At 62.0% G+C, this 22,837-nt stretch carries 23 protein-coding genes; 10 read left to right on the forward strand and 13 right to left on the reverse strand.

The genetic code is table 11. The annotated features are described in order from the left end of the window. Positions 1-37: 37 nt before the first annotated feature. Both HAD_RS01335 and HAD_RS01340 read right to left on the reverse strand, forming a co-directional pair. Positions 38-505 carry an SAM-dependent methyltransferase gene (locus HAD_RS01335; protein WP_035568869.1) on the reverse strand — a complete coding sequence of 156 codons (468 nt, stop codon included), beginning with the start codon at positions 503-505 and terminating at the stop codon, positions 38-40. Between the two features lie 26 nt (positions 506-531). Then, on the reverse strand, positions 532-3,117 hold the full coding sequence (locus tag HAD_RS01340; RefSeq protein WP_084331729.1) for a response regulator: 2,586 nt from the start codon (positions 3,115-3,117) through the stop codon (positions 532-534). Between the two features lie 192 nt (positions 3,118-3,309). On the opposite strand from HAD_RS01340, the gene HAD_RS01345 reads away from it, so the two are divergent. Beyond that, on the forward strand, positions 3,310-5,214 hold the full coding sequence (locus tag HAD_RS01345) for a DUF885 domain-containing protein (RefSeq protein WP_035568870.1): 1,905 nt from the start codon (positions 3,310-3,312) through the stop codon (positions 5,212-5,214). 12 nt (positions 5,215-5,226) lie between these two features. Here the strand turns inward: HAD_RS01345 and HAD_RS01350 are convergent, their stop codons facing one another. Next, positions 5,227-6,330 carry a FliM/FliN family flagellar motor switch protein gene (locus HAD_RS01350; RefSeq protein ID WP_035568871.1) on the reverse strand — a complete coding sequence of 368 codons (1,104 nt, stop codon included), beginning with the start codon at positions 6,328-6,330 and terminating at the stop codon, positions 5,227-5,229. Positions 6,331-6,689: 359 nt separating this feature from the next. Next, positions 6,690-7,106 (reverse strand): RNA polymerase-binding protein DksA, encoded by a 417-nt coding sequence (gene dksA, locus HAD_RS01355; protein ID WP_035568873.1) that lies wholly within the window; start codon positions 7,104-7,106, stop codon positions 6,690-6,692. Positions 7,107-7,366: 260 nt separating this feature from the next. Between dksA and HAD_RS01360 the strand changes: the two genes are divergently transcribed. Continuing rightward, positions 7,367-8,635, forward strand: a complete 1,269-nt coding sequence (locus HAD_RS01360; protein WP_156942119.1) for a hypothetical protein — start codon at positions 7,367-7,369, stop codon at positions 8,633-8,635. Positions 8,636-8,650: 15 nt separating this feature from the next. On the opposite strand, the gene HAD_RS01365 is transcribed toward HAD_RS01360, so the two are convergent. The 3 genes from HAD_RS01365 to flbT are packed head-to-tail and all read right to left on the reverse strand — an operon-like array spanning position 8,651 to position 10,009. Further along, positions 8,651-9,301 carry a MarC family protein gene (locus tag HAD_RS01365; protein WP_035568875.1) on the reverse strand — a complete coding sequence of 217 codons (651 nt, stop codon included), beginning with the start codon at positions 9,299-9,301 and terminating at the stop codon, positions 8,651-8,653. A 10-nt stretch (positions 9,302-9,311) separates the two neighbouring features. Next, positions 9,312-9,605, reverse strand: a complete 294-nt coding sequence (locus tag HAD_RS01370; protein ID WP_156942120.1) for a hypothetical protein — start codon at positions 9,603-9,605, stop codon at positions 9,312-9,314. Between the two features lie 17 nt (positions 9,606-9,622). Further along, the gene (gene flbT, locus HAD_RS01375; RefSeq protein ID WP_035568878.1) at positions 9,623-10,009 is read right to left on the reverse strand and encodes a flagellar biosynthesis repressor FlbT; all 387 of its coding nucleotides are present in this window, start codon (positions 10,007-10,009) and stop codon (positions 9,623-9,625) included. 401 nt (positions 10,010-10,410) lie between these two features. Between flbT and HAD_RS01380 the strand changes: the two genes are divergently transcribed. Further along, positions 10,411-11,286, forward strand: coding sequence for an AAA family ATPase (locus tag HAD_RS01380; protein WP_035568880.1), 876 nt, complete (start codon positions 10,411-10,413; stop codon positions 11,284-11,286). A 97-nt stretch (positions 11,287-11,383) separates the two neighbouring features. After that, positions 11,384-12,490, forward strand: coding sequence for a helix-turn-helix transcriptional regulator (locus HAD_RS01385; RefSeq protein ID WP_035568882.1), 1,107 nt, complete (start codon positions 11,384-11,386; stop codon positions 12,488-12,490). A 6-nt stretch (positions 12,491-12,496) separates the two neighbouring features. Here the strand turns inward: HAD_RS01385 and HAD_RS01390 are convergent, their stop codons facing one another. Together HAD_RS01390 and HAD_RS01395 are read right to left on the reverse strand one after the other, a co-directional pair. Beyond that, on the reverse strand, positions 12,497-13,282 hold the full coding sequence (locus tag HAD_RS01390) for a DUF2270 domain-containing protein (RefSeq protein WP_084331730.1): 786 nt from the start codon (positions 13,280-13,282) through the stop codon (positions 12,497-12,499). A gap of 45 nt (positions 13,283-13,327) precedes the next feature. Beyond that, positions 13,328-14,074, reverse strand: coding sequence for a hypothetical protein (locus tag HAD_RS01395; RefSeq protein WP_035568883.1), 747 nt, complete (start codon positions 14,072-14,074; stop codon positions 13,328-13,330). A 123-nt stretch (positions 14,075-14,197) separates the two neighbouring features. On the opposite strand from HAD_RS01395, the gene HAD_RS01400 reads away from it, so the two are divergent. From HAD_RS01400 to HAD_RS01425, 6 genes are all read left to right on the forward strand, one after another. After that, the gene (locus HAD_RS01400) at positions 14,198-15,379 is read left to right on the forward strand and encodes a vWA domain-containing protein (RefSeq protein WP_035568884.1); all 1,182 of its coding nucleotides are present in this window, start codon (positions 14,198-14,200) and stop codon (positions 15,377-15,379) included. Positions 15,380-15,458: 79 nt separating this feature from the next. Continuing rightward, on the forward strand, positions 15,459-15,944 hold the full coding sequence (locus HAD_RS01405) for a DUF2165 family protein (protein WP_035568886.1): 486 nt from the start codon (positions 15,459-15,461) through the stop codon (positions 15,942-15,944). Between the two features lie 91 nt (positions 15,945-16,035). Next, positions 16,036-16,962 (forward strand): alpha/beta fold hydrolase, encoded by a 927-nt coding sequence (locus tag HAD_RS01410; RefSeq protein ID WP_035568888.1) that lies wholly within the window; start codon positions 16,036-16,038, stop codon positions 16,960-16,962. A gap of 47 nt (positions 16,963-17,009) precedes the next feature. Beyond that, a complete protein-coding gene (locus tag HAD_RS01415) occupies positions 17,010-17,921 on the forward strand; it encodes an alpha/beta fold hydrolase (RefSeq protein WP_035568890.1) in 912 nt (303 codons plus the stop codon). Continuing rightward, positions 17,921-18,622, forward strand: a complete 702-nt coding sequence (locus tag HAD_RS01420) for a DUF4336 domain-containing protein (RefSeq protein ID WP_035568893.1) — start codon at positions 17,921-17,923, stop codon at positions 18,620-18,622. Before HAD_RS01415 ends, HAD_RS01420 begins: the two co-directional genes overlap by 1 nt. Before the next feature lie 14 nt (positions 18,623-18,636). Beyond that, complete coding sequence (locus HAD_RS01425; protein WP_035568896.1) at positions 18,637-19,419, forward strand: crotonase/enoyl-CoA hydratase family protein; 783 nt, start codon at positions 18,637-18,639, stop codon at positions 19,417-19,419. On the opposite strand, the gene HAD_RS18740 is transcribed toward HAD_RS01425, so the two are convergent. From HAD_RS18740 to HAD_RS01445, 4 genes are all read right to left on the reverse strand, one after another. Beyond that, positions 19,315-19,692 carry a CBU_0592 family membrane protein gene (locus HAD_RS18740; RefSeq protein WP_206741238.1) on the reverse strand — a complete coding sequence of 126 codons (378 nt, stop codon included), beginning with the start codon at positions 19,690-19,692 and terminating at the stop codon, positions 19,315-19,317. The genes HAD_RS01425 and HAD_RS18740 overlap by 105 nt on opposite strands. A 120-nt stretch (positions 19,693-19,812) precedes the next feature. Next, complete coding sequence (locus HAD_RS01435) at positions 19,813-21,522, reverse strand: DUF2207 domain-containing protein (RefSeq protein ID WP_035568899.1); 1,710 nt, start codon at positions 21,520-21,522, stop codon at positions 19,813-19,815. Continuing rightward, positions 21,522-22,085, reverse strand: a complete 564-nt coding sequence (locus HAD_RS01440) for a LemA family protein (protein WP_035568901.1) — start codon at positions 22,083-22,085, stop codon at positions 21,522-21,524. Before HAD_RS01440 ends, HAD_RS01435 begins: the two co-directional genes overlap by 1 nt. Positions 22,086-22,148: 63 nt before the next feature. Continuing rightward, complete coding sequence (locus HAD_RS01445; RefSeq protein WP_035568904.1) at positions 22,149-22,766, reverse strand: GNAT family N-acetyltransferase; 618 nt, start codon at positions 22,764-22,766, stop codon at positions 22,149-22,151. Positions 22,767-22,837: the final 71 nt, after the last annotated feature.

The raw sequence follows: 22,837 nt of genomic DNA on the forward strand, positions 1-22,837 counted from the left end.
AGCGCCTTCACAGGCGCCGCAGGTGCTGGCGGAAACGCTACCAGTAGCCCGCCATGATTTCCTTTGACCAGTCCGGCTCATGGAAATCGCCGCGCGGGGCAAAGCCGGACATGACGGGCTTGATGTCCAGAACCGGCGTGCCGTCGATGGCGTCGAGGCCGGTCAGCGTCAGGCGCAGGCCCTCGACCGAGACGATGCGGCAGGTGGTCAGGCCGATCCGGTTCGGCCGGTTCTTGCCACGCTGGGCGAAGATGCCGATGCGGGGCCAGTCTTCCCGGCCGCGCGGGTGGCGCGCGCCGGTCTCGATCTTCTCGTCGGGCACCCGGTCGAACAGGAAGATGATTTCGCAGTGGGAAAACGCATCGAGGCCCATCAGGGCCTCGGCGGTGAATTGGTCCGCATCGAGATCGATATGGGCCGGGATGGCATCCCAGTCATCGTCGATGGGCGTGTCGCGCGTGGAAGAAACCGTACCGATCGGGCGGAGGGTGATCAGCTTGTTCATGTCACCCTCTCCTCCTCGGCAGACTTTCAGGCGGCTTCCTTGCTGGGGCTGCCGAGTTCCTGTTTCACCCGCTCGGCCAGCTGCCGGACGGTGAACGGTTTCGGCAGGAAGGAGACCGCGCGGTCGTCGTCCAGCTGCTGGGCGATGTCGCGCTCGGCATAGCCGGAGATGAAGATCACGCGGGCATGGCCCAGCAGGTCTTTCGCCTCGCGGATCAGGGTCGGCCCGTCCTTGCCCGGCATGACCACGTCGGAAATGACGAGGTCGAAACTGTTCGGATTGTCTTCGAGGATTTCCATGGCTTCTTCGCCATCGCAGGCCTCCTCGACCTCATACCCGCGCGAGCGCAGCAGGGACGCCGCAATGCCGCGCACGCCATCCTCGTCCTCGATCAGGAGGATCCGTCCGCGTCCGGAAATGTCCATCGGGCGGACGGTGGCCTTGTCGGCGGCCGTCGGCTCGACCGGAACCGGTACTTCCTCTGCCTTCAGGGCAGGCAGATAGATGTGGAATGTGGTGCCCTTGCCGACAGCGGACGTCGTGCAGACATAGCCGCCGGACTGTTTGATGATGCCGTAAACTGTGGCCAGGCCCAGGCCCGTGCCGACACCGGCTTCCTTGGTGGTGAAGAAGGGCTGGAAGATCTTTTCCATGACGTCTTTCGACATGCCGTGGCCGGTGTCTTCCACCTCGATCAGCATGTACTCGCCATCCTCGACGAACTTGAAGCCCTTGGCATGGGCATCGGCGCCGGTGGTCCGCGCGGTACGGATCGTCAGCTTGCCGCCATTGTCGTGGCTCAGCATCGCATCGCGCGCATTGGTGGCGAGGTTGAGGATCGCGTTTTCCAGCTGGTTCTTGTCGGCCTTGATGTGCGGCACATCGCGGCCATGCTTGACCTCCAGCTCGATCCGCTCGTCCAGCAGCTGGCGCAGCAGGATGGAGAACTCGCTGAGGAAGTCCGGCACGGCGAAGATCTCGCGCTTGAAGGTCTGCTGGCGCGCATAGGCCAGCAGCATCTTCACCAGTTCCTTCGCCCGCATCGCGAATTCGTTGATGGACTGAAGGTTCGAATAGGACGGATCGCCCAGCGGGTGGCGCACCATCAGCTCCTCATTGTTGAGGATGATGCCCTGCAGCACGTTGTTGAAGTCGTGCGCAACACCGCCGGCGAGCTGGCCGATGGCCTGCATCTTCTCGCCATGCGCCAGGCGGATCTCCAGCTGGCGCTGGTCGGTGATGTCCATGATATAGGCAACCGACGGGCGGCCATTGCCATCCAGGGCAACGAAGACATTGACGTGGCGCGGATCCTTGCCGGCCAGTTTGAGGCCGACCGGCTTGTCGATGGCGTCCACCAGACTGCTGGAGAGCGTATCCTCGCCCTCTTCCGCCTGGAACATCGCCGCGAACTGGCCGCCGGGGGCCGCCTGGCCGTCCGTCATCTCCATCAGCGCGCGGTTGGCATCGAGGATGATCGCGCTCTGCACGCTTTCGCCCTGCAGGCGGACCGCGCCGAAGGGCGCGTCGTCGAACATCGGGTCGCCATCCGGACGCGGCGGGCGCGAGCCGGTGAGGGCGAAACGCTCTTCGCCGCCATTCAGCATCTGCGCGCTTGGCAGCAGGATTGTCCGGCCGGCCGCTTCCGCGCCGCGGCCCGACCAGGTCGTGATGGCATGAACCGGGATCTCGATCCCGTCCCGGCCGCGGATCTGGACATCGACCCGGCCCGGCAGGCCGGTCTTGCGGTCGCGCGACAGCATCTTCACGAATTCCGGACGCATGATGTCGTCGATGCGGACATTGCGCGCCGACTCAGGCAGGCCGAGCGTGTCGCGCAGCCAGGAGTTCGCATAGGTGATCGTGCCGTCCGGACGGGCAGCGAAGAAGCCCATCGGCGCGTCTTCGACATAGAGCGATTTCAGGTCCGCAGCGCCGGTCGCCTCGCGCTCGCCCGCAATCGGGCGGATACGCCAGAGCACCTTGCCGCGCGGCAGCGGGGAGACGGAAATCTCGTATTGGGCGGGCACCTGCTCCGGGCCGATCGTGATCGGCGGCAGCACTTCGCGGCGGGCCATGCCGGCTTTGGCGTCCTTGGACAGGCGGTAGACCGGCGCCGCAAGCCCCGGGCTCGCGCCGAACAGACGGTCCACGGTCACCGGGCCATTGTCGCCCTGGCTGACCATCAGCGCCATCGTGGTGAGATCCTTGTAAGCGGTGTTCGCGGCAACCGGGGCGCCGCCCTGGTCAGCGATCAGGACGCTCTCGTCCAGCGCTTCGATCCAGCCGAAGCGCGGCTGGCTGGCCTGCGCAGCGCGGATGGCAGAGCCCTTTTCCGGGAAGAGTCCCAGCATGCGGCCTGCGCCGCGGACCGTCCAAAGCAGGAAGACCAGGCCGCCCGACCCCATGGCGATCAGCAGGATCGGCCCCGGTGCGCCGGAGGCCTTCGGCCAGGCCAGTGCCACACTGGCCGCCGCGATGGAAATCAGCAGGCAGCCCCAGAACATGAGCTGCATCACGTCGATCCGGGCGCGCGACAAATCCAGACCTGCGCCCTCGGTCGTTTCGACCTCATCCGGCGGGCTCTCATGCATCCGGGTATTGGTGTCCATGCTGCTTTTCACTCCCGCCACCGGCTGACAAAACAAATGCGCCGGGCAATACAGTCCGGCCGGGTCGGCAAGCCGACTCAGCCTATATGAATCCTAGTCTACAGAGAGATAGGCGGCAAAGGTTAACGAAAGCGAAAAAAGCGTTAAGACTACCCGTCAAGATTACAGATTCCCGCTTAACTGGAGTACCCCATGAAACCTGTCCTGATTGCCCGGTCCTCGGCGCTTGCCCTGCTGATTGCTACCGCTGGCTGCGCCATGAATGAGGAGGCTGCAGTGCCTGCTGCAGGCACCGAAGCGGCGGCCATGGAGGCTGTCGCGTCCCCAGAAACGCCGAGCGCCGAAGACATCGCGGCGGAATCTGCCCGGCTCAATGAATGGTTCGACCAGAAATTCGCCGAAACGATCTCCCGCAGCCCGATCACGCAGACCTATCTCGGCATCAAGGACAATTATGGCGAGTGGGACGATGTCTCCGATGCCAATGCGCTGAAGGAACTGGAGATCCTGCGCGCTGACGTCGCCGAAATGGAGACCAGCTTCAATCCTGACCTGCTGGACCACCAGGCGAAAATCTCCTGGCGCATCGCCGAGATGAACCTGAAGCAGGCCGAGGAGGACTACAAATACCTCCACCATGGCTATGTCTTCGACCAGATGAACGGCGTTCAGGCGGAAATTCCGGCCTTCCTGATCAACCAGCACCAGATCACCTCCAAATCCGATGCGGAGGCCTATATTTCCCGCCTCAACGGCGTCCCGGCCTATCTGGAACAGAACCTCGAAAACGCGCGGATTGCGCTGGCTGACGGCATCCAGCCGCCTGCCTTCGTCTACAAATACGTCCTCTCCGACGCGCAGGGCGTGATCACTGGCGCCCCCTTCGATGACAGCGGCAAGGACAGCCCGCTGATGGGCGATTTCCGCAAGAAGGTCACGGGCCTCGTCGAGAACGGTACGATCACTCAGGCAGAGGCTGACCAGTTGCTGGATGAGGCGACGGACGCTCTGACCAATTCGGTCGGCCCGGCCTATAAGGCCGCCATTGCAGAGCTTGGCGAGCAGGCGAAAACCGCGACCACCGATGATGGCGCCTGGAAGTTGCCGGACGGCGACGCCTATTACGCCTCACGCCTCGCCGACTACACAACCACGGACATGACGGCCGAAGAGATCCACAATCTGGGTCTTGCCGAAGTGGCGCGCATTCATGACGAAATGCGCGGGATCATGAAACAGGTCGGCTTCGAAGGCAGCCTGAAGGAGTTCTTCGACTTTACCCGCACCGATCCGCAATTCTTCAAGCCGAATACGCCAGAGGGCAAAACCGAATACCTGGACGAGGCGACCGGCTGGATCGACCAGATGCGCGAAGACCTGCCGAACGTGTTCAACACCTTCCCCAAAGCCGATCTGATCGTCAAAGCGGTTGAGCCGTTCCGCGAAAAGTCCGCCGGCAAGGCCTTCTACTCCCGCCCTGCTCCCGACGGCAGCCGGCCGGGCACCTATTATGCGAACCTCTATCGCATGCAGGACATGCCGACCTATCAGATGCAGGCTCTGGCCTTCCATGAAGGCATTCCCGGCCACCACATGCAGATCGCCATCGCACAGGAACTGACCGGCGTGCCAAAATTCCGCAAATATGGCGGCTTCACCGCCTTCTCAGAAGGCTGGGGTCTCTATTCGGAATACCTGCCCAAGGAGATGGGCTACTACAGTGACCCGTATGACGATTTCGGCCGGCTCGCCATGGAGATCTGGCGCGCAGCCCGCCTCGTCGTCGACACAGGCATCCACGACCAGCACTGGACCCGCGAACAGGCGATCCAGTACCTGTTGGACAATACGCCCAATCCGGAAGGCGACGCCCGGAAGGCGATCGAGCGCTATATCGTGATGCCGGGACAGGCCACGGCCTACAAGATCGGCATGAACAAGATCGTCGAACTGCGTGAGAAGGCGAAAGCCGAGCTTGGCGACAAGTTCGATATTCGCGATTTCCACGATGTCGTGCTGAAAGACGGCGCCGTGCCGCTGGATATTCTTGAAGAGAATGTCGATGACTGGATCACAGAGACCAAGGCGGCCGAATAGGCACCGGAAAGATTAACGGAAGCCCGGCAATCGGCGCGAGATCCTGAGCGCCATTTTGTTGCCTTTTCGCCCGATCTGGGCTTCCGCCACAACCGGCCCGTCCCGCCCGCCGGAGAGTAATTCCACCGGCTGGTCAGCGGGCACGCCCAGAAGCAGCGTGGACCCGGCTGTCAGGTCCGACAGGCGCGAAAGCGGTACACTGAGCGATGCAACCCGCGCGGTCAGCAGCACGGTCACGGGAGGCGGCGGCGCCTCTCCGGCCGGCGCAGTTTCGGCTACGGCGCGCGGCGCGGGCAAAACCTCCGGCGCCGTCTGCTCCGCGATCTCTTCCGACAGGATCAGGCGCGCCGCATGACGCCCGCCATCGACCCGGATTTCAAAGTCTATGATTTCCGCTGTGCCCGGACGGGCGAGGGCCGCGGCAAAGTCGGCCTCCGTCTCCATGCCGGCAAAGCTGAGGCCCGGCGCGATGGCATGGCCAAGCGGCCGGACGAGGCCTTCGAGCAGCGCGCTGTCGAGCGGTGTCAGCTCGCGCGGCGCCCAATCGCCCGGCAGGCCGCCACCGCCGCAAGCTGTTTCAATCAGGGCATTTGCGAGCTCTGGCGACAGGACCAGCATCGCATCCACTTCCCCCTCGCCCACGGCAAAACAGGCAATCGCCGTCCCCTGCCCGGCCATGTCGCCGGTGAGACCGGAGTCGAAGTCGCCTTCGCGCACAGACCGGGCTGCAGCGGCGGCGCGCAGACCGCATCCCTTGCGCAGGCCCAGTGACAGGCGGGACGCCAGACGCCGTGCCGTGACCGGAATATCCGTGGTCGGGCTGGCCATGGCCTGACGCCCGGACTCTGCGCCGGGTGCGGATGTCTCCACGTCCGGCAGGGGCTTGTCCGTGATGGTTTCAGGTTCAGGCGGTGCCGGGGTATCCGGCAGGTCCGAAAGGTCCGGGCGAAGCAGGGCTTCGATCTCCGCCGGGCTCAGCACACCGCGTGCGGATGGCAGGGGCCTGTTCGGTGAAAGCGGCTCGAACGAAGTCGGCATGTCGACCATCACCTTGGATTCCCGGCGAGGTGACATGTCCCAGCCGTCATCGGCGGCAAGAGGGAGGTCTGACTTCATGCGGCGCGCTTCCGTAATGGTTACTTTTGCAGCGGTGAGGGTTAACGGACGGTTAGGAATTGGAATTCCCGGGCCGGGTCAATGCCTGTCAGACAGCCGGGCGAGTCGCCTTGATCCTAACAAGACGGCACTTGCTGTTAAACATAAGGCTTCAGCGTTAAGACCTTGATTACCAAGATGTAACAGATCGTTTGGACCTTGCTGTCATTGTCAATTCACCGCGGAACAGGCGGCCGCGGAGACGATAACGCGCCGTGGCGTTGGGATGAATTAGCCGTGGCGTTGGGATGATAATAAAAAGCGGCGGCGCCTCCATTGGAGACGCCGCCGCAAATAATTTCAGGAACAGGTTTTTCGCCTCAGTCGTCGCGCAGCGTGCGTTCCTTGCGCTCGTGACGCTCCTGGGCTTCCAGGCTCAGCGTCGCGGTCGGGCGGGCTTCCAGCCTGCGCAGGCCGATCGGCTCACCCGTCACTTCGCAGAAACCGTAAGAGCCGTCTTCGATCCGGCGCAGGGCCGCGTCGATCTTGGAGATCAGCTTGCGCTGGCGGTCGCGGGTGCGCAGTTCCAGCGCCTTGTCGCTTTCCGCCGACGCCCGGTCGACGATATCGGGGAGCGATCCGGACTCGTCCTGCAGATTCGTAATGGTCTGCTTGGCGCCGTCCAGGATATCGGCTTTCCAGTTCTCAAGCAGCCGGCGGAAGTAGGCCAGCTGCAATTCGTTCATGAATTCCTCGTCATCCGAGGGACGATAGTCTTCTGCAATTTCGACACTCATCGCAGGACACCTCATACAAACTTGGCCGGGATATAAAGCCGCAGGCGATTCATCGCAATCGGCAAAACTGTGTTAATTTCGTCCACCTTTTCAGGCGTGTGAGCCAATACCCCCGAATTATCGTTAAATTGTGACCAGTGCTGCATGGCCCAATCGAGCCTATGCACTGCAATATGCAGGCCGGGACTTGATCTTTCATGCCCCCACGCGCTCTATGAAAGCTCGCCCATCGTACAGCTTTTACAACGGTTTCAGCGTTCATGGCCCGACGCCGGAAAAGCACTGAAAAAACCTCGGGCTGGATGCAGGCTGTCGTTTTTAACTCCATGCTCATCCTGCTTCCCGTCATCGGCGCGCAGGTGCTGGGCGCAGCTTTTTCGGGCTCCGCCTTCTCTGATTCTCCCGGAATCGAGGCGATCGACCAGACCCGGAAAAACATGGACGAAGCCTTCGCCTCCTTTGCGCCGCGCAATCCATCGGACCGTTACGAGTTCTGGTATGACGTCGTCGACCGGGAGCTCAGCCAGCGCGATGTCGCCGCCGCTCACGGCTTTCTGCTCGCCGCCCCGCAGATGCTGGACCGCAAGGATGTGAAGGAACTGATGGTCGCCGCCGACGCGGAACGGCTCGACCGCGCCGACGACCGGCTGACGGCCGCAGCCCTGCGCAAGCTGCCCACCGCGATCAGCCTGAAATACGAAGAAGCGCAGGTGTCCGAACGGGTGGTGGACGTCCAGTCCGGCCTCGTCGAAACGCCCGTCATCGATGCCGCCGACGCCCCCCTTGCCGGCCCCGAAGTCGAGGTCTCCTCGGAACGGGCTGCAACGGAATCCCGGTTCCGCCTGCTGGGGACCTTCCAGGATCTGGCCGAGAACTCGGAACGCTGGGTGCGCGGCGACCGGATAGATGAGGTCGCCCTCAAAATCACAGCCATCGGCCTGCTGGAAGCAGAGACCGCCGATGGCCTGTCTGACGCGAATATCCGCGCCGCCTCGATCCTGAAGTCCGCCCTGCGTTCAAGGCGCCTGACCGATGACTTCCAGGATTATCTCTCTGCCCGCGTAAATGCCGCCCTGCCCGACAGCGACCTGCGCCCGGCCCTCGAAACCGCGCTCGGGGAACTCACCACGATCGACGTACGTACCGAACGCGTAAAGGCGGCCTTTATCGACTCCATTGATGCGCGCGGCCTGCAGCGTCTGGAAACCGACCTCGAACAGATCGACCGGATCGGTCTTCTGACCAGCCCCGCTGCTGCCGTGACGCTGATCGAGCAGTTGGAAGATTCCGCGGACCTGCGCCGCGTCCGCCTGATTGCCGAGGCTGGGGGCGACCGGGCCGTCGCCCTCGTCAAACAATCCGGGGCCGGCGCCTTGCGCATTGCCGATACGGGCGTTCGCTGGACGATTCAGATGGTGCTGCAGGTGATGGGCATGACGGCGGCAGGCCTCGCCCTGATCTTCGTGACCTGGTCGACCTTCCGCCGGAATATCCGGAAAAAGAAGAAACTGGAGCCGATGGGCGCCTGACCCCGGCTCACCCGGTCAACCGAGATTGAACGCGCCCTTGATCCCGTCGATCAGGAGCTGGATCGACAAGGCCGCCAGCACAACGCCGAGAATCCGGGTCAACGCCCCCGCCACACTCGCGCCCAGAAACCGCACAAGCGGACCGGCCATCAGGAAGATGATCAGTGTCAGCAGCAGGTTCAGGCCGATGGCTGAGAGAATGACCCCCTTCTCCATCCAGTTGTCCGTGTCGGACATATAGAACATCGCCGTTGCGATGGATCCCGGGCCGGCGATCATCGGAATGCCGAGCGGAAAGACAGACACATCGTCGGGCTCCGGATCTGTCACGTGCTGGCCGAGGTGTTCTTCTGTCCGGTGCTCGCGCCGCTCGGTACGCTTTTCAAACACCATGTCGAGCGCGATCAGGAACAGCAGAACCCCGCCCGCGGCCCGGAACGCATCGATGGAGATATGCATTGCATCCATCAGCCAGGCGCCGCCGAAGGCAAAGGCAAAGATGATCACAGCCGCCACAAAGATCGACTTGACCGCCATTTGCCGGCGATAGGCAGCATCGCCGCGCGCTGTCAGCGTCGCGAACATGGGCGCCACGCCCAGAGAGTCGATCAGGACGAAGAAAGTGACAAACGTTGCCGTAAACAGGGAGATAAGTTCTGCGCTCATGCGCGGCGCTCTAATCCCTCTGGGTGGTTGCGTCGAGGATTTCCTGCACGCCCGGTGCAATCGTCAAAGAGCCGGGGCTGGCCGTGAAGTGCGACAGGTCAGCGGCGCCGGAGGCCAGTGCGAGCATCATCTTGTGACCGCGCAGGCGCTGTAGCAGGCCTTCGGACCCGCGAGGCCCGTCCGCCCGCGCAAGGCGTCCTTCGCCGAGATCGACGCAGATGTCCTGCCCTTCCCCGGCTTCCAGCTGGCGAATGGCGTCATCCAGGCCCAGCGGCGTGGTCTCCGGAGCGGTGTGTGCGCGCATCGCGAAACCGCCCGGCATCAGGCCGCCGCCCCGGCGCCGTCAGCCAGCAAACGCCGGCACCGGCTGAGGGCACGGTAAAGATTGGAACAGGCCACATCGGCGGAAATGTCGAGCACAGCCGCGCGGGACTCCTCGTTTTCGCTGGCAGCCAGCAACGCAGCAAGCGCCTCGGCGGCCTGTGAATAGGTTGGCCCATCCGCTTCCCCGAGCAGGTACATCTGCATCACGCTGAAATAGGCGCGCGCCGCCGGGGTCGTCGCATCACGCGGATGCAGGATGTCTTTCTCGCGCAGGACCCGGGCCTGATTTTCCAGCAACAACACACCCCGGCGGTCGCCATTGCGCACGACGGCACCGTTCACGACGAACGTTTCACCTGGCTTGAGCGACAGTTTCAAAGGCATGGTTTCAGATCCAATGCGGCGAATTTCGCAAAGAATCGCAGGAAGGCGTTAACGCTTGATTGCCGGTTCACGAACTTTCTACGTCGGCGGGACAGCCCGGCAAGTCTGACGGAAAAGGTGCCATGCGCGCGTTCCCTGGCAGGGTTCTGGATCACAAGTCCTGCATCGGCCCGGGCCTGTCCCGACCCGCCGGGTCAAACCTGCCCGGACCGGTGCGGCACTCCGCTGAAGCATGAGACACTGCGGTCGTGCGCATGGCCGTTACTGTTTACCACAGTCTGCCAGAGGCCGATAATGAAACCCGTGCTGCGGTGCGGAATGCACCTCCCGCCACGTCAGAGCTTGCCCCCGTCAGGGCACTCCTTATTGTGGGGGAAAGACAGATTAAGGACGGGGCACCCATGCGTTTCGAAGGCACTGAAGACTATGTGGCAACTGACGACCTGCGCGTGGCCGTCAACGCCGCCATTGCACTGGAGCGTCCACTGCTCGTCAAAGGCGAGCCCGGCACCGGCAAGACGGTTCTGGCCATCGAGGTCGCCAAGGCGCTCGGCTGCGAGCTGATCGAATGGCACATCAAGTCCACCACGAAGGCCAACCAGGGCCTTTACGAGTATGACGCCGTGTCCCGCCTGCGTGACGGCCAGATGGGCGAAGAGCGCGCCAAGGATGTGAAAAACTACATCAAGAAGGGCAAGCTGTGGGAGGCGTTCACCGCCGAAAAACGCCCTGTGCTGCTGATCGACGAAATCGACAAGGCCGATATCGAATTCCCGAACGACCTCCTGCAGGAGCTCGACCGGATGGAGTTCTATGTCTACGAAACCGACGAAACGGTGAAAGCGCACCAGCGCCCGATCGTGATCATCACGTCCAACAATGAAAAAGAGCTGCCGGACGCCTTCCTGCGCCGCTGCTTCTTCCACTTCATCAAGTTCCCGGACGAAGAAACGATGCAGGAAATCATCGATGTCCACTATCCGGGCATCAAGCAGAAGCTGGTGAAGGACGCCCTGACGACCTTCTACGCCATGCGCGAACTGCCGGGCGTGAAGAAGAAGCCGTCGACCAGCGAGCTGCTGGACTGGCTGAAGCTGCTGATGAACGAGGATATCGACCTCGAAACCCTGCGCGAAAAGGACCCGGAGCGGCTCACCCCGCCGCTGCACGGTGCCCTCCTGAAAAACGAGCAGGACATCGCGCTCTTCGAACGCCTCGCCTTCCTCGCCCGCCGCCAGGACGGCCCGGGCGGCGGCCGCCGCGGCCCGGCAGGCTAAGCGTTCAACGCACCGGATTATCTCTCAAGTGCCATCCTGGGCCATTCGGGCTTCCCTCTGGCCGGGATAACGTTTCTACTGTTATAAGAAACGGGTCATGCTTGATGATCTGGTGGGTGAAATCTACGAGACCGTGACGGACAGGGGGCGCTTGGCCAAATTGGCCGCCCGCCTTCAGGACGAGTTCACGTCGCATGCTTCTGCGCTCGTCATTGCTGAACCGGACCGCTATTTCCTGATGCAGAGCAATGTCAGCCCGGACTCAGCTGACGCTTACAATCAAGAGCTCTGGCATAACGATATCTGGATGCAGCAATTCCTTGTCAGGACGTCTGAAACCGTCCTGTCCGGACACCAGATGTGCGCCTATTCCGACATCCCGGCAGACTATCGCCACCATGTTCTGGAAGCCGCGGATACGTATGACGGTCTCAGTGTCCGTGTAATGGATACGCCGGAAATCACAGCGAGTATTTCGCTCTACAGGTCCCGGTCGCAGGACATTTTCCAGACCTCTGATTTCGAGAAAATGTTGTACCTGGCGCCTCATCTGAAGCGAAGCCTCAGCCTGCAACAGGTGTTCGGAGGCCTGAAGAACCACAGCAAACTGCTGGCCCAGGCCATAGATCACATTCCGGGTAGCGCCTTCATCGTTGATCCGTCGTTCCGTATAGTGGCGATGAACGCTTCTGCCGAAAAACTGCTGTCCGATAACCACGACCTGGGAAGCTGGCAGGGCCGCCTGATTGCACACAACAAGGCCATCAGCGATGCCCTCCACCATTCACTTGCAGTCACGGTCGCCCGCGGTATTCCCGCGGCTTATCCCCTGAAAGTGCGCGATCGCGCAGCGCCCATGATTGTCCGCGTCGCCCGGCTGGACAGCGGGCTTTCGGAAGACGCGCGCAGCATGGCCGGCGGCGGCGCCGAGAGGCACTTGGCGATCATTACGTTCACCCTTCCAGAAGCGACCCTGCCTGCAGAAGCGGCAACGATACTCTCAACCGCTTACGGCCTGACTCCGAGGGAAGCAGAAACGGCTATTCTCGTTGCTGAGGGCATGGGGCCTGGCGATGCCGCTGACCGGATGGGCGTAAAACTGTCGACCTTTCGCAGCTTCCTGAAATCCGCGCTTGGAAAGATGGACACAAACCGCCAATCCGAACTGGCTGCGAAGGTACAGTCCTTGTTCGCCGGGCGCTGACCCAGGCTAATCGTCAGCCTTCATCGGCGTGACGCCTTTGGTGGGCGGGCGGAAGTTGACGTCTTCGCGGCTTTTCAGGAAGTCGGCCATCTTCGTCTTGTCGGTGCGCTCATCCCACCAGGTTTTCCAGGCAAGCGTGATCCAGCCTATATGGAAAGCGACGCCGCAGATCAGCGCCAGCCAACCCGGGATCGGTCCGATATGTGCGCGGCGCACGAAGTGGGCAAAATTGTCCACATCGGTCGGATGAATGGCGATCTTGGCGAAATAGGCTGCGCCGAGGATCGTGAAGATCCAGCCATAATTGCGGCGCAGGCGCCGACCCACCGACCGGATCATCGAGATTCTGTATTGCGGTTTGACATAGTCATCTGACAGGGCCGTGCCTCGGTCGAGCGGAATCCGTGCCCCCTCGCCGCGCAGCATGGGCACATAGAAGGCAATTTCCAGCACGCGCGCCCGGAACCGCCAGACATAGAAGAAACGGTAGCGCCGCGCCTCCAGCATCAGGAACATGATGCAAAGGGCGCCGACCAGCACGATCGGGAACGGCGAGGCACGCTCTGACGCAAACGCGGCGGACAGGCCGATACCGGTTGAGATCACCGCCCAGTTGGTGGTCTGGTCCAGACGCTGGCGCCATACGGTCGAACGATAGACTTCGGCCCGGTAGAGGTGCGCGATCGCGCCGACTTCCTTGTTGCCGGAAATACCCGATGGCGGATCGCCGTCAGGGTCACCATCGGTTGGTGTGGCCAATGCCACATCATCTCTGTCGTCAAATTCGGTCATGCAGGCGCTTCCTTGCCCCCGCCTACTCCCAAAAAGGCCGCCGGATCAAGCCGGACAGTAGCCTCGCTGAAGAATTGCCCCATAGCCTTCCAGCGCTTCGCGGACATGACGGGTGTCCTGCCGGTCGGATTCCGTGCGGACGCGCGCCGCCAAAGCTGCAGCGCCGCCCGTGATCCGGGCCCGCCAGAAGGCATAGCGCAATCCGTCGGGCTCGACCGTCAGCTGCACGGCCCGGTCGAACGCAGCGAGGTTGCAGTTTTCCATCGCCAGTTCGCTGAGCACATGGCCGAAATCCCCCCGCTCGAAGTTCTCAAGCGGTCTGGCGCCCGGCTGTGGCGGGCCGGCCAGCGCAAACATGGCCTCGATCACGCGCTGGCGCGTGGCCACATCCGGCGCAAGGCGTGCGCCAGCCGCCATCAGTTCCGGCCGGCCGATATTAAAGGGCGGAAGCCCGGCCTGGGCCTGCTGCAGGAAGTGATTCCAATCAGCTTCCCGCAGCTCGGCCTCCGCCCGCTCGCGGACATAGTCGGGATATTCAGGCTCGGGCGCTGCCTCGCCGCCAAGCCGTCCCTCCCAATCCGCGAGCAGCGCTGCGTCCCCACTCAGCGCAACCGTATTCAGGAAAATGGGTTTCAGGCGGTCCCGTTTGTCGGCCGGAAACCCCGCGGCCGCCTCCCAGATCGCCTGAATCATGCACTTTTTCTCGTCCTGCCCCGGCACGCAGCCAGGGTCAGCCACAGCAGCCGGCCCGGCGGTCAGCAGGGATAGGGACAGGAAAAAGACACGCATCATGCCGATACATAGTTACCGGCTTCAAGCTGAACACAGGATGAGCGGACAGTTAGCGTGACGTCAGCTTGGACAGCGGGCAGCAGCCGGGCTATGTTTGTGACAAGCTAAAAGCGAGACGTTCCCATGTTCCTCAACTTCTTCAACGAATTGCGCGAAGCCAAAGTGCCCGTCACGCTGAAGGAATACCTGATGCTGATGGAGGCAATGGACGAGAAGGTCATCGATATGGATGTCGAGGACTTCTACTATCTCTCCCGCGCAGCGCTGGTGAAAGACGAACGGAATATCGACAAGTTCGACAAGGTCTTCTCCCACGTCTTCAAGGGGCTCGATTCCCTGGCGGACGCGGTCGATGTGCAGGACATCCCCGAGGAATGGCTGCGCAAGATGACCGAGAAATTCCTCACCCAGGAGGAAAAGGACGAGATCGAGGCCATGGGCGGCTTCGAGAAACTCATGGAGACGCTCAAGGAGCGCCTCGAGGAACAGAAAAAGCGCCACGAAGGCGGCAACAAGTGGATCGGCACAGGCGGCACCTCCCCCTTCGGCGCCAATGGCTACAATCCGGAAGGTGTACGCATCGGGCAGGAGAAATCCCGCCACCGGCGCGCCGTGAAGGTCTGGGACAAGCGCGAATTCAAGAATTACGACGACAGCATCGAGCTCGGCACCCGCAATATCAAAGTGGCCATGAAGCGCCTGCGCAAATGGGCCCGCAAGGGCGCGCCGGACGAACTGGACCTGGACGGCACCATCAACAACACCGCACGCAAAGGCTATCTCGACATCGAGATGCGCCCGGAAAAGCGCAACACGGTGTCGGTCCTGCTGCTGCTGGATGTCGGCGGATCCATGGACCCTTATGTCCGCGTGATGGAGGAGCTGTTCTCCGCTGCCCGGTCCGAGATCAAGAACCTCGAATACTATTACTTCCACAACTGCCCCTATGAAGGCCTGTGGAAGGACAACCGCCGGCGCATGAACAACCGCATCCCCACCTGGGATGTGCTGAACAAGTACCCGTCGGACTACAAGGTGATCATTGTCGGCGACGCGACGATGAGCCCTTACGAAATAACCTATGCCGGTGGCTCCGTGGAACACTGGAACGATGAAGCCGGTGGCCTGTGGATCCAACGCTTCGTCGAGCGCTATCCGAATCTTGTCTGGCTGAACCCGGTCAAGGAAGGCGCATGGGAATATACCGGATCGATCAAACTGATCCGTGAGCTGATCGGCCCGCAGCGCATGTTCGAACTGACGCTGGGCGGTCTGGACGAAGCCATGAAAGAACTGAGCCGCTAAAGCTCCATTTCCTCCCCGAAACTCGCGAACGGCCTGACGCACGGGATGTGCGCGGGCGAACCGTGTTTCGGAGGGAAAAATGATCCGCTATTTCAAAATCGCCCTGATTGTCCTCGTCGGGCTTCAGGGCCTGTTCTACTTCATCTCGAATGCCGTGAACTGGGAATATGCCCAGATGGCCGTTGGCGCGGTTCTGGCTCAGGCCGATAGCCCAGCCTATCCCAACCCTGTCATTCCGGCGATCACCTCGCCCCTGCTGATCAAGCTGGCCCTGATCGGTATCATGACCGGGGAATTGCTGGTCGGCCTGCTCTGTTTCAAAGGCGCGTTCGATATGTGGAAGCAGGCCAGCGGAGATGCGGGGGCGTTTAATGCCTCCAAGACCTGGGCAATTGCAGGCTGCTGCACCGCGCTGATTGTCTGGTTCGGCATCTTCCAGGTCTTTGGCGCGGCCCTGTTCCAGATGTGGCAGGGTCAGGTAGGTGTAGGCTCCTTCGAAGGGGCTTTCATGTACCTCGCAGCCAGCGCGCTGATCATGATCTTCGTCAATCAGAAGGACGACTGAGAAACATTCCCCTCAATCCCGAATGGCACGCTTGTGGTTTGCGCCATGGCTCCTAGTGTGAGCCGGAATCAACTTCCGGAAGGAGACAGCGATGCCGCGTATCAGGGCGAACGGTCTTGAAATCGAATATGAGGAGACCGGTTCACCTGACGATCCGATGATCCTGCTGGTTTCCGGCTATATGGGCCAGATGACGGAGTGGCCAGATCGTTTCAAGCAGGCGCTGGCCGATACCGGCCGGCGTGTGGTTGTCTTCGACAATCGGGATATCGGCCTGACCCTGGCGATCGACGATCCTGCGCTGGAAGACCGCGTTCCCCCACCCATGGAAGACCTGATGCAAGGCGCCGCCGAAGGCCAGCCGGTGCATGAACGCGTCCCTTACGTGCTGGACGATATGGCGGCTGATGCGGCCGCCCTGATCGAGGCACTGGGCGCGGAACAAGCCGACGTGCTCGGCTTGTCGATGGGGGGCATGATCGTGCAGCTGATGGCGCTGAACCATCCCGAACGTGTACGCACATTGATGCCGGTCATGACCACATCCGGAGACCCGGACCTGCCACCGTCCGAACCGGAGGCCCTGGAAGCCCTGACGGCCGAACCCGAAAGTGAAACGCTGGAAGCCATCGGCGACCTGGCGGTCAGGACCTATCACGCCATCGGGTCTCACCCGGACCTGCGCGCACCGGATGAAGACCTCCGTGCCGGCGCGATTGCCGACTTGCAGCGCGCCAACCGGCCCCTCGGCCTCGCCCGTCAGTTTGCCGCCCTGCTGGCCCAGCCGCGCTGGCACGACCGGCTCGGGTCTGTCGAACAGCCGACATTGGTGCTGCACGGCGCCATGGATCGGCTGATCCCCCCCGAAGCCGGACGCGATATCGCCCGGCGAATTCCAGGGGCGGAAATCGAGATCATCGACAAGTGGGGACATGACCTGCCGGAGGCGGTCGTTCCGGATCTGCTGAACCGCATCCTGCCGTTTCTCGAACGAACATCGAAGGCGGCAACTGCATGAGCGCGCAAAACCTGTCATAAAGAAACAAAACACATCGGAGGAACACCATGGCGAAAATTCAGGCCAACGGCATCGACATCGAATATGAGGCGTTCGGATCGGAGGACGATCCGCTCATGCTCCTCGTCATGGGTTTTTCGAGCCAGATGATCAATTGGCCGGAGAGCCTGATCCAGGGCCTGACGGATGCCGGCCGCCGGGTCGTGATTTTCGACAATCGCGATATCGGACTGACCACCGAGTTTGACGGCCAGGTGCCCCCATCCCCCCGCGATATCGTAAAGGGGATCGCCGCGGGTGAGCCGATGCACGAAAAAGTGCCCTACCTGCTGGATGACATGGCCGCCGATGCCGCCGCACTGATCGACGCGCTCGGCGCAGACAAGGCAGACGTGATGGGTGTTTCCATGGGCGGCATGATTGTGCAGCTGATGGCGCTGAACCATCCTGAGCGGGTGCGTTCCCTGATCCCGGTGATGACAACTTCCGGTGACCCGGCCCTGCCGCCGTCCACACCTGAAGCCACCGCCGCCCTGACGGCCGTGCCGGAAGAAAGAACGCCCGAAGCCATCGCCGACCTCGCCGTGAAGGGCCGCGCGGCCTATGGCTCGCATCCGGACGTCCGTACACCCGATGACGAGATCCGCGCCAATGCCATCGCGGCCATGCAGCGGTCGGATCGGCCAATGGGGGTCGCCCGGCAATATGCCGCCATCCTGGCCCAGCCACGTTGGCATGAGCGCCTTGGCGAACTCGATGTGCCGACGCTCGTCCTGCACGGTGAAGTGGATAACCTGATCCTCCCCGCGGCCGGACAGGACATTGCCCGGCGTGTGCCCGGTGCGAAAATCGACATCATCGAGAAATGGGGCCATGACCTGCCGGAAGCTGTCATGCCCGTCCTGCTGAACCGCATTGTGCCCTTTCTTGGGCAGACGGCGCCATCAGGACCGGCCTGATGCTGGAGGCGGTGGACACAGACCTGTGGCTGACCGAAGGCCCGGTCGTCGACTTTCATGGGTTCCCCTATCCCACGCGATCGATCATCGTGCGCCTGCCGGATGGGAAACTCTGGGTCTGGTCCCCGGTAGCGTTGACGCCTGAACTGAAGGCGGAAACAGACGCGCTGGGGCCGGTCGGCCACCTCGTCAGCCCGAACAAGATCCACCACCTCTACCTCACCGAATGGCATGCCGCCTATCCCGAAGCGAAACTCTGGGGGCCTGCCTCCACGATCCGCAAACGGAGTGACCTGCCGTTTGAGCCTGCGCTGGAAGACGTCCCGCCGGAAGACTGGCAAGGCGTTTTCGAACAGGCCTGGTTCCGCGGCTCCTTTTTCATGGACGAAATTGCGTTCGTCCACCGGCCGACCCGGACGGCCATTTTTGCCGACCTGTCGGAACATTTCAGCGACGACTTCCTGAAGCGCTACTGGAAAGGCTGGAAGGGTTTTCTGGCAAAGCCCTGGGGTATCGTCGTCGGCAAGGGCTTTGCCCCGCTCGAATGGCGCCTCAGTTTTACCAACCGCAAACCCGCCCGCGCGGCGTTTGAAAAAGTCGCTGCCACCCATCCCGACAGGATCATCATGGCGCATGGTGAATGGGTAAAGACGGGCGGCGAGGCTTTCCTGCGCCAGGCCTTCGCCTGGCTCATCCGCTGACTTTGGAGAGAGACATGCCGACTCCCGCCCGCACTGGCATCCGCACTGAAACGGAAGGGCCTATCCTGATCGTGACCATCGACCGCCCCGATGCGCGCAACGCTGTCGACCGGCCAACCGCCGATGCGCTGTATGAGACGTTCAAGGCCTTCGATGCGGATGATGACCTCTCGGTGGCCATCCTGACAGGCACAAACGGCAATTTCTGCGCAGGGGCCGATCTGAAGGCTGTTGCCGAGGGGCGCGGCAACAAATCCGTGACCGAAGGCGATTATGGCCCGATGGGCCCGTCCCGGCTGGATCTTTCCAAGCCGGTCATCGCCGCAGTCGATGGCTATGCCGTTGCCGGCGGACTTGAGCTTGCGTGCTGGTGCGACCTGCGGGTCGTCTCGCCGGGCGCGAAATTTGGTGTCTTCTGCCGCCGCTTCGGCGTGCCGCTGATTGATGGCGGCACAATCCGCCTGCCCCGCCTGATCGGGGCCTCCCGCGCCATGGACATGATCCTCACCGGCCGGGAAGTCAGCGCGGAAGAAGCCCTCGCTTTCGGACTGGCCAACTATGTCTCGGAGGAAGAGTCCGCCTTGCCGCACGCATTGGAGGTCGCGCGCCGCATCGCCAAATTCCCGCAAGTCTGCATGCGGACGGACCGTGCCTCGGCCATAGCGCAATGGTCATTGCCGATGGACGAGGCCCTACGCCGGGAGATCGCAGGCGGCCTGAACGTCATCGAGATGGGAGAAACCCGGGATGGCGCCAAACGTTTCGCCGCCGGCGTCGGCCGTGGCGGCCTCTTCTGAAAGATAAGGCGCGCCCGGGCGCTCTGTCAGGCGGCGTCCCTGCCAGAGGGTAAAGAAGCCGATACCAACCCAGATCACGTTGATCGTCGTCGACGGGATCGCGCCATTATAGCCGCTGTTGACGATGAAGCCGGCTGCTCCGATCACGTTCATTACCTGGTAGGCTTTCGAGCGGCCATCCATCCTGCCGGCCGACAGGAGGAGGTAGGCGATCAGGATGAGAACAGCCCCGGCCCAGCCGGACATCTCAATAAGGAAGTGCGTAACAGACATGGGGCGCCTCGCGAGTCCGGTGTATTTTCGCCCCGTAATCTTACTTTTCTTCTGACGCAATCATAAATTTGCACTGCCTTTGAAAATTCATTTTCCTGCCGCTGTGCCGGCCAGAAAAATTTACCAGCCGCCCCCGCCGCCGCCGCCTCCGCCGCCACCGGACGAGCCTCCGCCGCCACTGCCGGATGAACTGGAACTTTGCGGCAGGGAGCTGGAGACACCGGTGTTCATGCTGGACATGATCGCATCGTTCATGCCCCCGACATCGCGGAAGGACCGGCTGCCAAACTGCCCCCAGGCCGGCGCATAATTCTCGGCCTCTGCGGGTAGTTGGTGCTCAAAGTATTTTGTCCATGGCTTTTCGACATTCAACGCCACGGCAAAAGGCAGGAAACGCTCATAGCGCTCCAGGCTCATCGGCGGCGGGGTATCACTGCCCACCTCGACAGCGTTCATCTGGAGTTTTTCCGCCGTTTCGAGATAGAGCCGGAATCCCTCAATTTCTGTACGGACTTTCTGGCCCTTTGGCGTAGGGGCCGGCATCAGGTACATGAAAAGACCGTTCAGCCCGGCAAAGGCCAGAACGACCAGTGTATGCCAGCCGGACCAGTTGATCGCCTGCGTGATGGCAAACACGATTGCGGCAATGGTCATCACTGCGGCGGCCAGCGTGTACCCGATATTCCAGCGGAAATAGGCACTGCCATATTTACGCGAAAGCGACCGGCGGAACTTCTGATAGGCCGATGTGAAACTCGCATCATATTTGCTGCCAAGCGTGCGCTCGGTCCGCCCGCCGAACAGGCCCGCATCGAGGATCGCCTCATCCGGGCTGATTTTCGAGGCGTCGCCCTGCCGGCGTGTCAGCGTCGTTTCCTTCTTGCTCGAAGCATCTATGTCCACCAGGCCCTTTACCCCCATATTGATGAGGGTCGAGATCAGGGCGTTATGTCCGCGCATTCCACGATAGTAGATGTGGTGCACGGCTGCGGGCGAGTAGCCTTCCGGTGGTTCATAGCGCGGGAACACCGGCCCTTTCGGCGGGTCCTGCCCGACTTTGCGGAAGCCGGACATAAGGAACCAGAATACGCCGCAGAAAGACGCGACCAGCACGGCCAGCGCCCCATTCCGCAGCCACCAAAGCGTCCCTTTGTCGCCAAGGGATGGCGGGGCGATCGTCCCCTTGGGCATCGACACCGAAATCGTCAGCCCTTCGAACCGGTCCATCGGGCGGGTCGTTTCGAAAACCAGCGCATCGCCGTCCTGCCGGTAAGCATAGTCCCGTCCCGCCTGGCCGGACTTGCCAGTGTAGGCGATGGCTTCGGTGACCCTGGCGCCATCCGGAAGGGTAATGCGGGCCGAAGCCTCTTCGATCGGAAACAGCCAGTAATTACCGGTGACGTTCCAGTAGAGTTCGTCATGATTGTCGAAATAGCGGATCTGGTTCTTCACCTCATATTCGATCACATAAGTATGGTCGCCATAGTCCAGCAGCACATCCGCATCGCCGATCCGGATGCGATAGGCATTGCCATCATGCTCAATCGTGTAGGGTTCCTTCCGGCCGTCACGGCGCACCCGGCGGACGTCATACTGGTAAGGCAGCTTGTCGCCGGGCTTCAGGTCATCGGCATAATAGCGCGGCAGGTCGCGGAAAATTCCACGGCGGATGTCCCGCCCCTCGACGGCCACATTGATCGTCTCGGTCACCAGGATGTCGCCATTTTGCCGGACTTCAATGCCGACATCGAAGCGGTTGATCTTCTCCTCCGCCCCTGCCGCCAGCACGATCAGGCAGGCGGCCAGCGCCCCCAACAGGTATCGCAGCATCAGCTTGCGCCTCCAAGATCGACCTTCGGCAAGGCCCGCTCCGGCATCGACACCTCAAAGAAGTCCCGCGTGCGGAAGCCGAACATGCCCGCCAGCAGGTTTGCCGGGAAACTCTGCACCCGCGTGTTCAGCTCGCGTACCGCACCATTATAGAACCGGCGCGCCATCTCGATCTTGTCTTCGGTGTCGGCAAGTTCCTGCTGAAGGTCCAGGAAGTTCTGGCTGGCCTTCATGTCGGGATAGTCTTCTGCCACAGCCATCAGTCTTGCAACGGGACGGGACAGCTCGCTTTCCGCCTCCCCCCGGCTCGCGAGATCATCTCCGGCAGCAAGGGCTTTGGCCCGCTTTTCCGCGATATCGGCGAACAACTCCCGCTCATGCGTGGCATAGCCCTGCACGGTGTTGACCAGCTGCGGGATCAGGTTTGCGCGGCGTTTCAGCTGGACATCAATATCCGACCAGCCATTGTCCGCCATCTGAGATTTCTGCACGAGTCCGTTATAGATCAGGATCACGCCGATGATCAGCAGGATCAGAATGGCACCGGTTATGTAAAGTCCCACGTGTCGCGTCCTCCAACTCAGGAAACGTCATGCATATCCAGCATTGGCCGTGCTGTTAAGGCGTCAGCTCGGCCGGGACCGTTGAGCCGCGCTCCATTCATCGCGTCCCATCTCCCAGACCAGCGACTCCCGCGTGGTTCCATCCGGCCGCCGGGACGTCACCTGTCCCATGCGGTGGAAGCCCATCCCGTCCAGCATACGCTGGGTGATCACGTTTTCGAGGCTGGCCGTTTCGCAGATCAGGTTCAGGTGCAATGCTTCGAACATCCAGGTGAACGTCTGGGCCGCGCCCTGTGTGCCACTTCCTTTTGAATGCAGCGACGGATGCAGCCCGCCGGCAATTTCGCCAGCGGCCCATTCCGGCCAGACCTGAATGTCGGAATACCCCATGATCTGCCCGCCGCCGGCGTCCCGGACGAACAACAGGCCTTCCCCGCGCGCCTGCTGGGCGACATGATCCTCAATGAATTTGCGGACGTTCCCGACATTCAACGGGCGCGGCAGCGAATAGATCGGCGCGTTGACCTTGGGCTCTGAGAGCAGGGCGTAAAGGCCTTCGGCGTCGTCTGGTCTGGCAAGGCGCGAATCGTTCAGCTGCTCCGCCTCACGAACCGCAGCGCGGATGCGCTCAACCTGTTCCGGCGGTGCCGGATGGCGTGTGATCGGAATGCCCTCCGTCATGGAAACGATCCTGCGCCCGCCTTGCCGTTCCGGCAATCCATCACCCTGCGTCAAAACCGATTGACCCTTCC

It is taken from the genome of Hyphomonas adhaerens MHS-3, assembly GCF_000685235.1.
Classification (GTDB): Bacteria; Pseudomonadota; Alphaproteobacteria; order Caulobacterales; family Hyphomonadaceae; genus Hyphomonas; species Hyphomonas adhaerens.